The organism is Amycolatopsis sp. NPDC043885, assembly GCF_056435685.1.
In genome coordinates this window covers 67,266-80,178 of sequence record NZ_JBWKEA010000007.1, presented here as the reverse complement: position 1 = coordinate 80,178, position 12,913 = coordinate 67,266, and the positions used below count along the sequence as shown (strand labels likewise).

Below are 12,913 nucleotides of genomic sequence, written 5' to 3'. Positions count from 1 at the left end.
TGCCGCGGATTCGCCAAGGCGCAGCGCGCGGCCCGGACCCGCATGCACCAACGTAGCCGTGACCGGATGCCTCATTTGCAGATCCTGGTCGACACCGCCCACCGCGCCATGACCGACACCGCGGAACTGCTGTCCACCGCACAGCAGCACCCGCCGGGCACGGAGTTCACAGTTTCTGGGCGGCTCTACCAGCGCTTCGAACCCACCAGCCCGCAGCGAGAGTGGGCACAGAACGTCCACGTCCGCGATCTCGGCACCGGCGAGAAGATCAACCTGACCCACCGGGAGGACGAACGCTTCTGGGCATGGGCGGCGATCGAAACCTTGCGACACACCGGATGGCGAGGAGAGATCGACGGCCTCACTGTCAGCCTCAAGGCCGCGCACGCGAAGCTAGCCGCCCTCGACCGCCACACCGCGAACCGCGCCGCCCCCGTGAGCATCGGCATGCCTATTGTCAGACCGAGCTAGGCAACACCGGCCACGGCGAACCTCACCTGGCCGCAAGCCCCCTGAGCACACCCCCGCGCGGTTACTGCCTGCTCCTTCGGCTGATCAGGGAACGGGGAGACGATCTTTGTCTCACCTCGGCCCTCCCGATCTCGCCCCTCGACGCCAGCGCGACACCGTCATTTGACACCTAAAAGCTTCGCTTTAAACGGAGAACTGCTACGTTTGCGCTGCTTTTTAGCAAGTGTTAGCTTGGTATTGTGACCGAAGCGGATGATGTTGCACAGCGGACCAGATGGGCGATTTCGCGAGTGGCGGGCCGGTTGCGCGCGCAGAGTGGCGCCGAGCGGCCTCTGACCCGGTTGGCCGCCTCGGTGCTGGCGAATCTGCGACACAGTGGCCCGCTCACCGTCACCACGCTGGCGCGGATCGAGGGTGTGCAGCCGCAGTCGCTGACCCGGGTTCTGAACCAGCTGGCCGGTGAGGAGCGGATCAGGCGAATACCGGACGAGGACGATCGCCGGGCTCAGCGTGCCCTGATCACCGAGGCCGGGCTCGCCGCGCTCGAGGACCATGTCCGGGCCGGAAACGCCTGGTTGGCCCAGGCCTTGGCCGGCACGTTGTCCGACGCCGAGCTCGCCGTGGTCGGGATCGCCGCGGACCTGTTGCTGCGCGCGGCCAGCTTTCAGGGCGATCCGGACGGCGAGCCCGCTCTCGGCGCGGCGCCGCCGTTGTGAGCGGGAGCGCGGTCCGCGAGCGGGGGCGGCTGCGGCTGCTGGGGGTACTTGGGGGTTTGTCCGCGGCGGCGCCGCTGGCCACCGACATGTACATCCCCGGTTTGCCCGCGCTCGCCGCTTCCCTCGGCGCGTCGCCGAGCCAGGCCCAGGCGTCGCTCGCCGGGTTTCTTGCCGGCGTGGTGCTCGGCCAACTGCTGTTCGGGCCGCTGTCAGATCGCCTCGGGCGACGCCGGGTTCTCCTCGGCGGCGGCACCGGGTTCACGCTGTGTTCGGTGGCGTGCGCGCTCGCCCCGAGTATGGAGATCCTCATCGCCGGGCGGGTGCTTCAGGGTGTCACGGGTGCGGCTGGGCTGGTCGTGGCCCGCGCGGTGGTCACCGACACCCATGATGACCGCGGGTCGGCGCGAGGTTTCGCGACGCTAGGGGCGATCAGTTCCGCCGCGCCGATCCTGGCGCCGCTGCTGGGCGGGGCGATCCTGACGCTCGGCTCCTGGCGGGAGGTTTTCGTTGTCCTGGCAGCGCTCGGCGCGTTGCTGGTCGCGGGTGTCGCTGCCTGGGTTCCGGAATCCCTGCCCCTGCAGCGTCGCAGCCGTGGCGGGCTGGCGGTGACGCTGGGCCGGATCGCGGGTCTGGTTCGCCGGGCCGCGTTGACGCGCTTGGTCCTGGGCCTGGCGTTCGGCAACGCGGCCGTGTTCGCCTACATCGCCGGGACGTCGTTCGTGTTCACCGGGATCTTCGGCATGTCGGCGCCCCTCACCAGCGTCGTCTATGGGGTGAACGCGCTCGGCAATCTGCTGGGATCGGTGGCGTCCGGGCGGATCGCCGACCGTGCCGGTCTGCGTGTGCCACTCGTCGGCGGTTCGGCGGCAGCGGGCACGGCGACGGTGATCCTGGTGCTGACAGCCGCTGGAGGTCTGGCCGGTGTCGTGGTGACGTGGGCGTGCCTGTTCGTCGCGATCACGGCGTTCGGCGTGTTCTTCCCCGCCGTGATCACCGCGGCACAAAACCTCGGCCGGGACGCGCCCGGGGCGACGTCGGGGCTGCTGGGCAGCAGCCAATTCCTTATCGGCGCCGCCGCCTCCCCGATCGTTGGAGCGTTCGGCGAGTCGAGCGTTCTGCCGATGGCCGCCACCATGACCGTATGCTTGACGATCGCGGTCATCGCCGTCTGTACACGGACCGCCGAGAAGACCACCGGCTGCTAAGGATCCGGGGGGGTACCGGCTCCTTGTTCACAGCGGCCGCCCGCTCGGTGGCCGGCGCTGCCACCTCCATCACAGCCGGTCGGCTACCGGATAGCGCCGTCTCGTTGTGACGGCAGGGTGCAGGCGAGCGCGGCCACAATGACCATGAGTGCCGCGATCACCACGAACGCGCGGCTGTAGGCGGCGGAAAGCGCTTCGGTGCCGGCGGTGTGGCTGCCCGCGACGGTGACCAGGACGGCCAGGCCGAGCGCACCGCCGACCTGTTTGGTGGTGTTCATCAGCCCTGAGGCGGCACCTGCGTCCGCCGTGTCGATCCCGGAGGTCACGATGGTGGTGATCGGCGTGTTGAGCAAGCCGCCGCCGATCGAGAACACGACCGCCGGGCCGAGGATCCCGGACAGGTAGCCACTGTCCGGTGTCAGCAGGCTCTGCCACGCGAATCCGGCGGCGGCGAGGACAGCGCCGATCGCGATCAGGGTGCGGCTGTCGACGCGCCGCATCAGCCACGGGGTGACACGGGCGGCGGCCAGGATGGTGACGACGGTGTGCGGCAGGAACGCGAGACCGGCCAGCAGCGGGCTGTAGTGCAGGACGTTCTGCATCGACAGGGTCAGGAAGAACCACATCGGGTTGAGACAAGCCCCGGCCAGCAGCATCACCACGTTCCCGAGACTGATCGCCCGTCCCCGGAACAGGCGCAACGGAATGACCGGGACCGCGGCGAAGCGCGCCTCGACCACGACGAATCCCGCCAACGCCGCGACCCCTGCCAGCAAGCTCACCACCGTCACCGCCGCGTCCCAGCCCGCGTCATGGGACTGCGTGATGCCGTAGGTCAGCGCGGTCAGCCCCAGTGTCGCCAGGACCGCGCCCGCCAGGTCGAGCCGTGGGCGCGTCGCCGGACGGCCGCCACCGGAGAGATACCGCAGGGCGAGCATGATGGCTCCGGCACCGATCGGGACGTTGATCAGCAGGATCGATCGCCAGGAGAGGTACTCGGTGAGCACCCCACCGATGAGGTTTCCCGCGGTACCGCCGGCAACTCCCACCGCGGTCCACATCGCCAGTGCACGAGTACGACCAGAGCCTTCGGGGAAAGTGGCGGTGAGCACCGTCAGCGTGGCCGGTGCCAGGACGGCCGCACCCACGCCCTGCACCGCACGAGCGGCGATCAGCAACCCCGCGGTATCCGCCAGACCACCCGCCAGACTCGCACCGGAGAACAACGCGAGCCCGGCGAGGAAAACCCGCCTGCGACCGTAGAGGTCCGCCAGCCGCCCGCCGAGCAGCAGTAGCCCGGCGAACGTCAGCGCGTAGGCGTTGACCACCCACTGCTGACCCGCGTCGTCGAAACCGAGCGATCGCTGGATCGACGGCAGGGCAACGTTCACCACCGAGATGTCGAGCACGACCATGAACTGCGCCGCACACGCCAGCGCCAGCACCACCCGCGGCCCAGCGGTCCTCGCCGCCGGGCCACTGGCTTCGAGGTCACGAAAACCCACCACGCCTCCCGGCCGCATTGTGATACATGCGTATCATATACGCTTGTATCATAGCTCCTGCGTGAAGGAGGCCGCCTGATGCCGAGGACCGTCGACCATGAGGAACGGCGCGCTCAGATCGCCGAGGCGCTGGTCCGGGTCGCCGCGCGAGAAGGGCTGCACGCGGTCACGATGCGCGCAGTGGCCGCCGAATCAGGAGTGTCACTGAGGCTCGTTCAGTACTACTTCGACACCAAAGAGCAGCTGCTGCTGGGTGCGTTGAGGCATCTCGAACGACGGAGCCGTCAGCGGTGGGCAGCGCGTCTCGCCGGATTACCGGATCCGGTGCCCCCGCGGGACTTCGTCGAGGCGTTCCTCGCCGAGGCACTGCCGTCGGACGAGGAAAGCCGGGTCTTCCATCTGGTCGGCGCCTCGTACGCGGTGCTGGCGATGACCGATTCCCAGCTGAGCGCCGAACCGTTCGCGTCCAGTGTGGACGACATCCACCGGCAGCTCGCTAATGCGCTGCGTCGCGCACAGGCCGACGGGCAGCTGGCGCCGGGCGTGGACGTATCGCTGGAGGCGGCTCGCCTGGTGACGCTCAGCCATGGCCTGGGCACCAGTGTCCTGATCGGACAACAGGATGTGGACGGCGCGACCGCGGTGTTGCGCTATCACGTGCACGCACTGTTTTCGGCGCACAACGGGGAAAGCGTGGCGACCCTGTCACACTCGACCGCCGCATCGAACGAGTGAGGGGCGGAGCCGTGACGGCTCCGCCCCTCACTGTCCGGCCTGTGTCAGTGGCTGCCGGAGAGTTCGCCGGAGAGCTTCCCGTGCATCCGTGCGCTGTGCTTGTTCAGCCCGACGATCTCGACGGTCTTGCCCCGTGACTCGTACTTGGTGGTGATCGCGTCGAGGGCCGCGACGGTGGAGGCGTCCCAGATGTGCGCGTCGGTGAGATCGACGACGACCTTGTCCGGATCGTTCGCGTAGTCGAACCGGTAGACCAAGTCGTTGCTGGAGGCAAAGAACAACTCGCCGGTGACGGCGTACACGACCTGGGTGCCGTCCGGATCGACCACGGCGGTCACCTCGACCAAGTGCGCCACCCTGCGCGCGAAGATCACCATCGCGGTGATCGAACCGACGACCACGCCGATCGCGAGGTTGTCGGTGGCCACCACGACGGCCACGGTGACGACCATGACGATGATCTCGCCCCACGGCATCCGCTTGAGCGTGCCCGGAGCGACACTGTGCCAGTCGAAGGTGCCGAACGCGACGAGCACCATCACCGCGACTAGCGCGGCCATCGGGATCTGCGATACCAGCGGGCCGAAGACGATGCACAACACCATGAGGAAGGTCCCGGCCAAGAACGTGGACAGGCGAGTCCTGGCGCCGGCGGTCTTCACGTTGATCATGGTCTGCCCGATCATCGCGCAGCCGCCCATGCCGCCGAAGAAGCCGGTGACGATGTTGGCGACACCCTGGCCGATCGCCTCACGGGTCTTGTTGGAGTGGGTGTCGGTGATGTCGTCGACGAGCTTCGCGGTCATCAGTGACTCCATCAGCCCCACCAGCGCGAACGCGAGCGCGTACGGCGCGAGCATGCCGAGCGTGGCGAAGGTGAACGGCACATCCGGAACACCGAGTGACGGCAGCGAGGAGGGCAGGACACCCTTGTCGCCCACGGTCGGGACCGCGATGCCCGCGGCGATCGTCAGCGCGGTCAAGGCCACAATGGACACCAGCGGTGCGGGAATCACCTTGGTCAGCTTCGGAAACAGCACCATCAGCACGAGCCCGCCCGCGAACAGCGGGTACACCGGCCACGGCACGTCGATCAGCTCAGGCACCTGCGCCAGGAAAATCAGGATCGCCAGCGCGTTGACGAACCCGACCATCACACTGCGCGGCACGAACCGCATCAACCGCGCCACGCCCAGCGAACCGAGCACGACCTGGAACAAACCACCCAGGATCACCGTGGCGATCAGATAGTTGAGTCCGTGTTCCCGCGCCAAGGGGGCGACGACGAGCGCAATGGCGCCGGTCGCGGCCGAGATCATCGCCGACCGTCCGCCCACGATCGAGATCACGACCGCCATGGTGAACGAGGCGAACAACCCGACACTCGGGTCCACGCCCGCGATGATGGAGAAGGAGATCGCCTCCGGGATCAACGCGAGCGCGACCACCAGCCCGGCGAGGATCTCGGTGCGGGCGACCTTGGGCGACAGCCACGACGGCCGCGAACCGCGCAGGCGCGTCGACACCTGGGACACAAGACTCGACACAGAAAGACAACCTGACTTTCTCGGGCGCCACATCGGGGCGCGGAACACTCTCACGCCATCACGGCGTGCTGAAAGATCCTGCGGGAGAGAGGCGCGCACCGTCAGCGGTACAGGCGTCGCCTGGTATCTGCGGGCTAACCCGGAACGATCACGGCAACCTGCTCTGCCGGCAAGGAACAGCTCCTCGGCTCGAAAGGACGGGAGTCGGGGCGTCGGTGACCCAGCGGACTGGTGAGCATGACGCCACCACCGTCGACAACTCTCACCTTACGTTAGAGAAGAGATCATCCGCCCGCGAAGGCCCCAGGCCGGAATGAGGGCGGGATCACGTTCAACCCACAACGTCGCTCCTGGCAGGTGTTTCGCCGAGCGCACCCGGTGATCGCCGACGCGGGGGCTACCGCGACGTTTCTTCGGTGGCGTTGTGCGAGCGCAGCAGGGCGGCGAACTCCTCGGCGATGACCAGCTTCGCGCGCAGCTCCACGCAGGCCTTCTCGGCGGTCTCACCGAATTCCGCGAGACGAGCCGCCGGGTCCTCGATCTCGGGACTCCCCGGGATCGGGTCGAGAATGGCCAGCAAGTCGCGCATCTCCTCCAGCTGGAATCCCAGCGGCTTCATCCGCTTGATCAGTTCCAGCCGGTCCACGTCCGGGTCGGTGTAGAGCCGGAAACCGCCCTGACTGCGGGCACTGGGGACCACCAGGCCGACTTCCTCGTAATAGCGGATCGTCCGCAACGACAGCCCGGTGCGCTCGGCCACCTCGCCGATCTGCATCTGCTCACCCACACCGGTTTCCTTTCACCTGCCGCCCACCGCGCCGGATACTCGATCCGCCGTCGGCGGCGCCGCCGACCACACTCTCACGTAACAGTACTGTCGCCTTCTCGCCGGGCTCCGCCGCAGACGACCTTGGCGATAGGTCGATCACAACCCTGCGGCGGTTCTTCCAGGAAGGCGCGTCCCTCGCTCAATCGTCGGACGGACCGGAGGGCGCCGTTGTGGTGACCGGCGGGTGAACATCTTCTCCGCATGCCCGCGGCCGGGGGCATCAGCGTGCTGTTGACCGCGCATTTCGACGGCGTGGGCGACGATCCTGGGCAGCGGCTTCCCGCGGCAGCGGACAACGCCTCCGGTGTCGCCGTCGTCCTGGAAGCGGCCCGTGTGCTGGCGCCGCTGCTGCCCGCCGCCGCCGGATTGGCGGTGACGTTCCTGGACGCCGAGGAAGCCGGTGCCCAGGGTTCGGCGCATCACGCGCCTGATGTCCGCGCCGGCACCGTGGTGATCAATGTCGACGGCGCCGCCGGGCTCGCCGCCATCGGCATCGGCATGGGGATGCCCGGGTATCAGACCCCGGCCGAGACCGCGGACCGTGTGGAGACCGACACGCTCGTCGCGGCGACCCGCCTCGTGATCTCGACCGTGCGGAGGCTAGCGAGCGGCGCCTAGGTAGGCCGTGATGTCGGCAATGGCGGCGCGGGCGGTCATGCCGACGCCGATGAGCGTGGCCGAGGCCGGTCCGGTCCAGTCTCCGTAGCCGAGCAGGTGCAGGCCGGGCTCGGCGACCGCGCGAGTATCGGCGGTGTGGATCCGGCCCCGCGTGGTGCGCAGCCGCAACGGGGAGAGATGCCCCAGGGCGGGGCGGAAGCCGGTGCACCAGATGATCGCGTCCGCGTGTTGCCGGGTTCCGTCCGTCCACACAGGACCGTCAGTGTCCAGGCGTGCGAACATCGCGCTCGGCCGTAGGAGCCCGGTGTCGCGGGCTTCGCGGACGGGCGGGACGGCGACGATGTCGCCCAGTCCGGCGACTCCGGCGGTGTCGGGCTGCCCGGTCTCCAAGGCCTGGCGGCGTCGGGTGGCGACGTCGAAGAGGGCCTTGCCGTCGATGTGGTCGGGCAGGTAGCGCGGTGGGCGGCGGGTGACCCAGGTCAGGTTCGCCGTACGGGCGAGGTCGGCGGCGATCTGCGCGCCGGAGTTGCCGCCGCCGACCACCACGACGTCCTGACCCGCGAACTCCTCCGGCCCCCGGTAATCGACCGTGTGCAGCTGACGGCCGGTGAACCCGCCCGGCATGAGCGGAAGGAACGGGCGCCACCAGGTTCCGGTTGCGCTGATGACCGCCTCGGCGCTCCAGGCCCCGGTATCGGTGCTCACCTGGAACCGGTCGCCGTCGCGGGACACGGCGGTCGCCGTCTCCCCGCGGTAGATCGGGAGTTCGTAGCGTTTCTCGTACGCGGCAAGGTACTCGACAACATGTTGGGCGGTCGGGTATCCGGGCCCTGGGTGGGGCGGCATCGGCCAGCCCGGCAGCGAGCTGTGCCTCGCCGGTGAGAACAGCCGCAGTGAGTTCCAGCCGCGGGTCCAGGCGCCGCCCGGCTCGGGCTGGGCGTCGAGGATGACGAAGTCCAGACCGGCGCGGCGCAGGTAGTAGCCTGCGGCGAGACCGGTCTGGCCACCGCCGATGACCGCTACCCGCGCGGCTCCGGTCACTCCGCGGGCGCTTTCGTCGTCCAGCGCTTGCGCAGCCAGAGACTCACGTAGACCAAGGCGACCAGGACCGGGACTTCGATCAGCGGGCCGACGACACCGGCGAGTGCCTGCCCGGAGGTGACGCCGAAGACGCCGATGGCGACGGCGATCGCGAGTTCGAAGTTGTTGCCCGCGGCGGTGAACGCGAGTGTCGTGGTGCGCTCGTACGACAGTCCGGACGCCTTGCCCAGCAGGTAGCCGCCGATCCACATGATCGCGAAGTAGACCAGCAGCGGCAGCGCGATCCGGGCGACGTCGAGCGGTCGGGAGGTGATGTTGTCGCCTTGCAGGGCGAACAGGATCACGATGGTGAACAGCAGGCCGTAGAGCGCGATCGGGCCGATCTTGGGCAGGAACTTCCCCTCGTACCAGTCGCGTCCCTTGCTCCGTTCCCCGATGCGGCGCGAGAGATAGCCGGCGGCGAGCGGGATGCCGAGGAAGATGATGACGCTGAGCGCGATCTCCCACGGCGAGAAGTCGATGCTCGTGGTGTCCAAGCCCAGCCAGCCAGGGAGCAGGTCGAGGTAGAACCAGCCGAGCACGCCGAACATGATCACCTGGAACACGGAGTTCAGCGCGACCAGCACCGCCGCGGCCTCGCGGTCACCGCACGCGAGGTCGTTCCAGATGATCACCATCGCGATACAGCGGGCGAGACCGACGATGATCAGCCCGGTCCGGTACTCCGGCAGATCCGGCAGCATCAGCCACGCCAGCGCGAACATCAGCGCCGGGCCCAGGATCCAGTTGAGTACCAGGGACAGCACCATGGTGCGCTTGTCCTTGGTCACGGTGTCGAGCTTGTCGTAGCGGACCTTCGCCAGCACTGGGTACATCATCAGCAGCAGCCCGAGCGCGATCGGCAAGGAGACCTGCCCGATCTTCACCGCGTCCAGCACGCCTTGCAGGCCGGGGATCACGCTGCCCAGCAGCAGCCCGGCGCCCATCGCGACGATGATCCAGACGGGAAGGAACCGGTCCAGAAAGGACAGTTTGTGCAGGACGTCGGTGTCGGCCGGGGTACCGGCCTTGTCGGCGGTTTGAGTCACGGGCTGGTCTCCAGAAAGTGTGGAAGGTGAGGGTCAGGCGTCGAGGATTTCGGCGACCAGGCCACGGACGCGGCGGTCGATCTCATCCCGGATCGGGCGCACAGCCTCCACGCCCTGCCCTGCGGGGTCTTCCAGTGGCCAGTCGAGGTAGCGCTTTCCGGGGAACACCGGGCAGGTGTCGCCGCATCCCATGGTGATCACCACGTCGGACGCTTCGACGTCCTCTGTGGACAGCTTGGTCGGCACCTCGGCCGTGATGTCCAATCCCCACTCCGTGAGCGCCGCGGCGGCGGCCGGGTTCACCTTCTCGGCGGGCTCCGACCCGGCGGACCGGACGGCGATGCGGCCGAGCGAGTAGTGCTGCAACAGCGCGGCGGCCATCTGCGACCGGCCCGCGTTGTGGACACAGACGAACAGCACTTCAGGCGTGCGGGTCATGCCCGTTTCCTTTCTCTGGAGAGGTCAGTCGGTGAGTTCGTCGAGCAGGTGCCGGACGCGGCGGCCGATGTCGTCCCGGATCCCGCGGACCACGGTCAAGGGCTGGCCCATCGGGTCGGGCACGTCCCAGTCGAGATACCGCTTGCCCGGATAGACCGGGCACGCGTCCCCACAGCCCATCGTGACCACGACGTCGGCCGCGCGGACCACCTCGTCGGTCAACGGCTTCGGATAGGCGCCCGCGAGCTGGATGTCCAGCTCCGCCAGCGCCTCGGTGATGACCGGCGGAATCACGCCGGCGGGCTGCGATCCAGCGGAACGGACCATCACATGCCCGAAGGCATGGTGGTTGAGCAGCGCCGCCGCCAGCTGGGAACGACCGACGTTGTGCACGCACACGAACAGCACCTGCGGCGCGGTCACCAAGGTGAGCCCATCAACCTTGGCGAGGTCGACCAGACGCTGACGGGCGAAACGGGCGGTCAGCGTCGGAAGATGAACCTTGACCGTCGCCGAGCGATCCAGCAGCCCGAAGGTCTCCTCCACAAACCGCTCAACCGTCGCACGGCCGAACGTGCCATGGAACTTGTCGGTGAGTTCGTCGGTGATCCGGTCGAGCTGGTCCAGCACCTCACGGCCAGGCAGGCCCTCGGTGGCATAGGTCATGACATCTCCCTCGGAGACACGGCTAGCTGGATCGAAGTCTGCCGATGCAATTGAAGAGCTTGGATCGAGCTTTGTCAATTCAGCGGGTATGGTGAGCTTCGAGGGACGTCAGGAGTGAAGGAGGGCCCGTGGCGAGCGAGACCGGCCGTACCCGCAAACCGATCGCGGTGACCCTGCTCATGGCCGAACCCGCCGCTGTCGTCGACCCCGGCGACGCAGAAGCCGCCGCGAAGCTGTTCAAAGCGTTGTCGGACCCCGTCCGGATCCGCCTGCTCTCGCTCGTGCGGTACTCGCCGGGCGGCGAAGCGTGCTTCTGCGACCTGGCCGAAGAGTTCGACATGCCCCAGCCCTCACTCAGTCATCACCTGCGTGTGCTGGTCTCCGCCGGCATCCTCGAACGGGAACGCCGCGGAACCTGGAGCTGGTACACCGTCGTCCCTGAACCGCTGGGAACCCTGGAAACCCTGCTCCGCTCAGGCGGCCCGCTCGCCGACCGGCCCGCCCGCCTCACCGACGCGGAACGTGACACGAGGTGCTGAACGCTCGCATGGCGGCGATCCTGCAGTGATGACTCCAGAAGCCGGTCACCACCACTTCGTCCAGCGCGCCTCGGCGGGGACCACTTTCGCTTCGATCTGATGCGTGCACGGATGCGGACTCGCTGGCCCGGCCGCTCCGACCCGGGCCCAGAAACCGACGGCGACCGGATCCCGCCCGATCGGGAGCATCGTCCAGTCATACCGGGCTCCTCGGTCCAGGGCGGCGTTCACCAGCACACGTCCCGCGCCGCGACGACGGTGTTTCTCCTCGACCTCGACGTGCACGAAGATCGCCCGCCTATCGACCGGGCATAACGACAGGCGAACTTCACCGAAAACCGTGTGCCCTAAACGAAGCTGGATGACTCCGGTGCCCGCCGCAACAGGTGGGGGCACGACGACCAACCTCAACCCGTACTCGTCCACACCGGTTTCCATGACCTGCCGCTCGACAGCGGTGTCGACCACCGCCCAGACGCCGCCATCACCCGCAAGAGCGTGGCAGGCCTCGCACAACCACTCCGGCGCCCGATAGTCCTGCGACCAACCCTGCCGTACCCCGCCGACCGCCAGGTCGTGACCCAACGGTCACCGCTTCGGGGCGCCCGCCCCTGGCCGGATCGGCACCTCCAGCGTCCGCCACTCCCGGTTCGCCCCGGTCACCGGAAATCACGCGACTTCGACACCAGACCCTGCAGATCCAACGGCCGCACCTGATCCGCGACGACGGTGCAGGTTCCCTCGGTCACCTGAGCGATTCCGCGGATCAGCAACGCGTTGCTCGCCAGCAACACCGTCCTACTCCGGTGAAAGAGGCGCTGGGTCACGACGATGTTGAGCATGCCGGTTTCGTCTTCGAGATCGAGGAAGGTGATGCCGCCGGCGCCGACCCCCAAGGACGTCGAGGGCGAGATCTTAGACGGTCGCGCCATCGAAAGCAGGTAGAGGTGACAAGGACTTCCCAGATCCGTTTCATGCGGACGCTCGACCGGACGAGGGCATCGGAGGCTCATGATTCGGTGCTGCACTACCAGCAGGGGGCCCCGCCGACGGGTCGTCGGCGGGGCCCCCTGCTGGTAGTGCGTCCGGTTAGGCGGTCACGACGGTCAGCTGCGGGCGGGTCGCCGTGCTCCTGGACGTCTCCGTCTCGCACGTCTCGCACGCGTGCCCGCACGATCGCGACGGTGCCGCGCCGGGCCGGACCGCTGCTTCCGGGCCGGCCTTCAGCAGGGCCCACCGCGGCAGCCAGATCGTCTCGACCTCTCGTTCGTCGATCCCACACGCACGCAGGAAGAACTCGACGGACTCCCATCTGGGCAACGCCGTCCCTGTGAACATCCGGCTCAGCGTCGCGTTCGAGACCTCAGTGACCTTCCGGCCGTTCATCGCGAGGTCCTTGCCGCGCTTCCTGATCGTCGCCAGCGATGGATCGCCGGCGTACACCTTGATCGTGCCGAGGTCGCGGAGGAACTGCACGACCTCGCCGACGTCCGGCGTGAACTTGCGGTCTGACAT

At 68.2% G+C, this 12,913-nt stretch carries 16 protein-coding genes; 6 read left to right on the top strand and 10 right to left on the bottom strand.

The window, feature by feature from the left end; translation table 11 throughout:
• The first annotated feature begins 75 nt into the window (after positions 1 to 75).
• The 3 genes from AC069I_RS21705 (at position 76) to AC069I_RS21695 (ending at position 2,392) form a co-directional block, all read left to right on the top strand.
• Positions 76 to 471, top strand: a complete 396-nt coding sequence (locus tag AC069I_RS21705; protein WP_478266275.1) for a hypothetical protein — start codon at positions 76 to 78, stop codon at positions 469 to 471.
• A gap of 239 nt (positions 472 to 710) precedes the next feature.
• Positions 711 to 1,187, top strand: a complete 477-nt coding sequence (locus AC069I_RS21700) for a MarR family transcriptional regulator (RefSeq protein ID WP_478266274.1) — start codon at positions 711 to 713, stop codon at positions 1,185 to 1,187.
• The gene (locus tag AC069I_RS21695; RefSeq protein ID WP_478266273.1) at positions 1,184 to 2,392 is read left to right on the top strand and encodes a multidrug effflux MFS transporter; all 1,209 of its coding nucleotides are present in this window, start codon (positions 1,184 to 1,186) and stop codon (positions 2,390 to 2,392) included. Before AC069I_RS21700 ends, AC069I_RS21695 begins: the two co-directional genes overlap by 4 nt.
• An 83-nt stretch (positions 2,393 to 2,475) precedes the next feature.
• Here AC069I_RS21695 and AC069I_RS21690 read toward each other — a convergent pair whose 3' ends face one another.
• Positions 2,476 to 3,897 carry an MFS transporter gene (locus tag AC069I_RS21690; RefSeq protein WP_478266272.1) on the bottom strand — a complete coding sequence of 474 codons (1,422 nt, stop codon included), beginning with the start codon at positions 3,895 to 3,897 and terminating at the stop codon, positions 2,476 to 2,478.
• Between the two features lie 78 nt (positions 3,898 to 3,975).
• Here AC069I_RS21690 and AC069I_RS21685 point away from each other — a divergent pair, with 78 nt between their 5' ends.
• Positions 3,976 to 4,632 (top strand): TetR/AcrR family transcriptional regulator, encoded by a 657-nt coding sequence (locus tag AC069I_RS21685; RefSeq protein ID WP_478227405.1) that lies wholly within the window; start codon positions 3,976 to 3,978, stop codon positions 4,630 to 4,632.
• Positions 4,633 to 4,676: 44 nt separating this feature from the next.
• Here the strand turns inward: AC069I_RS21685 and AC069I_RS21680 are convergent, their stop codons facing one another.
• Together AC069I_RS21680 and AC069I_RS21675 are read right to left on the bottom strand one after the other, a co-directional pair.
• The gene (locus AC069I_RS21680; RefSeq protein ID WP_478227482.1) at positions 4,677 to 6,212 is read right to left on the bottom strand and encodes a SulP family inorganic anion transporter; all 1,536 of its coding nucleotides are present in this window, start codon (positions 6,210 to 6,212) and stop codon (positions 4,677 to 4,679) included.
• A gap of 364 nt (positions 6,213 to 6,576) precedes the next feature.
• Complete coding sequence (locus AC069I_RS21675) at positions 6,577 to 6,966, bottom strand: MerR family transcriptional regulator (RefSeq protein ID WP_478227406.1); 390 nt, start codon at positions 6,964 to 6,966, stop codon at positions 6,577 to 6,579.
• 243 nt (positions 6,967 to 7,209) lie between these two features.
• On the opposite strand from AC069I_RS21675, the gene AC069I_RS21670 reads away from it, so the two are divergent.
• Positions 7,210 to 7,626 carry a M28 family peptidase gene (locus AC069I_RS21670; RefSeq protein WP_478266271.1) on the top strand — a complete coding sequence of 139 codons (417 nt, stop codon included), beginning with the start codon at positions 7,210 to 7,212 and terminating at the stop codon, positions 7,624 to 7,626.
• Here AC069I_RS21670 and AC069I_RS21665 read toward each other — a convergent pair.
• Genes AC069I_RS21665 through AC069I_RS21650 form a run of 4 tightly spaced genes read right to left on the bottom strand, consistent with a single transcriptional unit; the run spans position 7,609 to position 10,859 of the window.
• Complete coding sequence (locus AC069I_RS21665; RefSeq protein ID WP_478266270.1) at positions 7,609 to 8,667, bottom strand: ArsO family NAD(P)H-dependent flavin-containing monooxygenase; 1,059 nt, start codon at positions 8,665 to 8,667, stop codon at positions 7,609 to 7,611. The two genes, AC069I_RS21670 and AC069I_RS21665, sit on opposite strands and share 18 nt — an antisense overlap.
• Positions 8,664 to 9,755: an ACR3 family arsenite efflux transporter gene (gene arsB, locus AC069I_RS21660; protein ID WP_478266269.1), complete on the bottom strand. Its 1,092-nt coding sequence runs from the start codon at positions 9,753 to 9,755 to the stop codon at positions 8,664 to 8,666. Before arsB ends, AC069I_RS21665 begins: the two co-directional genes overlap by 4 nt.
• A 33-nt stretch (positions 9,756 to 9,788) precedes the next feature.
• Positions 9,789 to 10,193 (bottom strand): arsenate-mycothiol transferase ArsC, encoded by a 405-nt coding sequence (locus AC069I_RS21655; protein WP_478227410.1) that lies wholly within the window; start codon positions 10,191 to 10,193, stop codon positions 9,789 to 9,791.
• 24 nt (positions 10,194 to 10,217) lie between these two features.
• Positions 10,218 to 10,859, bottom strand: coding sequence for an arsenate reductase ArsC (locus tag AC069I_RS21650; RefSeq protein WP_478227411.1), 642 nt, complete (start codon positions 10,857 to 10,859; stop codon positions 10,218 to 10,220).
• 128 nt (positions 10,860 to 10,987) lie between these two features.
• Here AC069I_RS21650 and AC069I_RS21645 point away from each other — a divergent pair, with 128 nt between their 5' ends.
• Positions 10,988 to 11,398, top strand: a complete 411-nt coding sequence (locus AC069I_RS21645; RefSeq protein WP_478227412.1) for an ArsR/SmtB family transcription factor — start codon at positions 10,988 to 10,990, stop codon at positions 11,396 to 11,398.
• 45 nt (positions 11,399 to 11,443) lie between these two features.
• Here AC069I_RS21645 and AC069I_RS21640 read toward each other — a convergent pair whose 3' ends face one another.
• From AC069I_RS21640 to AC069I_RS21630, 3 genes are all read right to left on the bottom strand, one after another.
• Entirely contained in the window at positions 11,444 to 11,983 is a 540-nt protein-coding gene (locus AC069I_RS21640; protein ID WP_478227413.1) for a GNAT family protein, read from the bottom strand.
• A 74-nt stretch (positions 11,984 to 12,057) separates the two neighbouring features.
• Positions 12,058 to 12,330: a hypothetical protein gene (locus AC069I_RS21635; RefSeq protein WP_478227414.1), complete on the bottom strand. Its 273-nt coding sequence runs from the start codon at positions 12,328 to 12,330 to the stop codon at positions 12,058 to 12,060.
• A 157-nt stretch (positions 12,331 to 12,487) separates the two neighbouring features.
• Positions 12,488 to 12,913 (bottom strand): hypothetical protein, encoded by a 426-nt coding sequence (locus AC069I_RS21630; RefSeq protein ID WP_478227415.1) that lies wholly within the window; start codon positions 12,911 to 12,913, stop codon positions 12,488 to 12,490.

What these genes read in the sequence shown, in the direction of transcription:
- AC069I_RS21630 (WP_478227415.1), bottom strand. Translation starts at nt 12,913, where the DNA reads ATGTCAGACCGCAAGTTCACGCCGGACGTCGGCGAGGTCGTGCAGTTC.
- AC069I_RS21680 (WP_478227482.1), bottom strand. Translation starts at nt 6,212, where the DNA reads ATGTGGCGCCCGAGAAAGTCAGGTTGTCTTTCTGTGTCGAGTCTTGTG.
- AC069I_RS21670 (WP_478266271.1), top strand. Translation starts at nt 7,210, where the DNA reads ATGCCCGCGGCCGGGGGCATCAGCGTGCTGTTGACCGCGCATTTCGAC.
- AC069I_RS21650 (WP_478227411.1), bottom strand. Translation starts at nt 10,859, where the DNA reads ATGACCTATGCCACCGAGGGCCTGCCTGGCCGTGAGGTGCTGGACCAG.
- AC069I_RS21635 (WP_478227414.1), bottom strand. Translation starts at nt 12,330, where the DNA reads ATGGCGCGACCGTCTAAGATCTCGCCCTCGACGTCCTTGGGGGTCGGC.
- AC069I_RS21655 (WP_478227410.1), bottom strand. Translation starts at nt 10,193, where the DNA reads ATGACCCGCACGCCTGAAGTGCTGTTCGTCTGTGTCCACAACGCGGGC.
- AC069I_RS21685 (WP_478227405.1), top strand. Translation starts at nt 3,976, where the DNA reads ATGCCGAGGACCGTCGACCATGAGGAACGGCGCGCTCAGATCGCCGAG.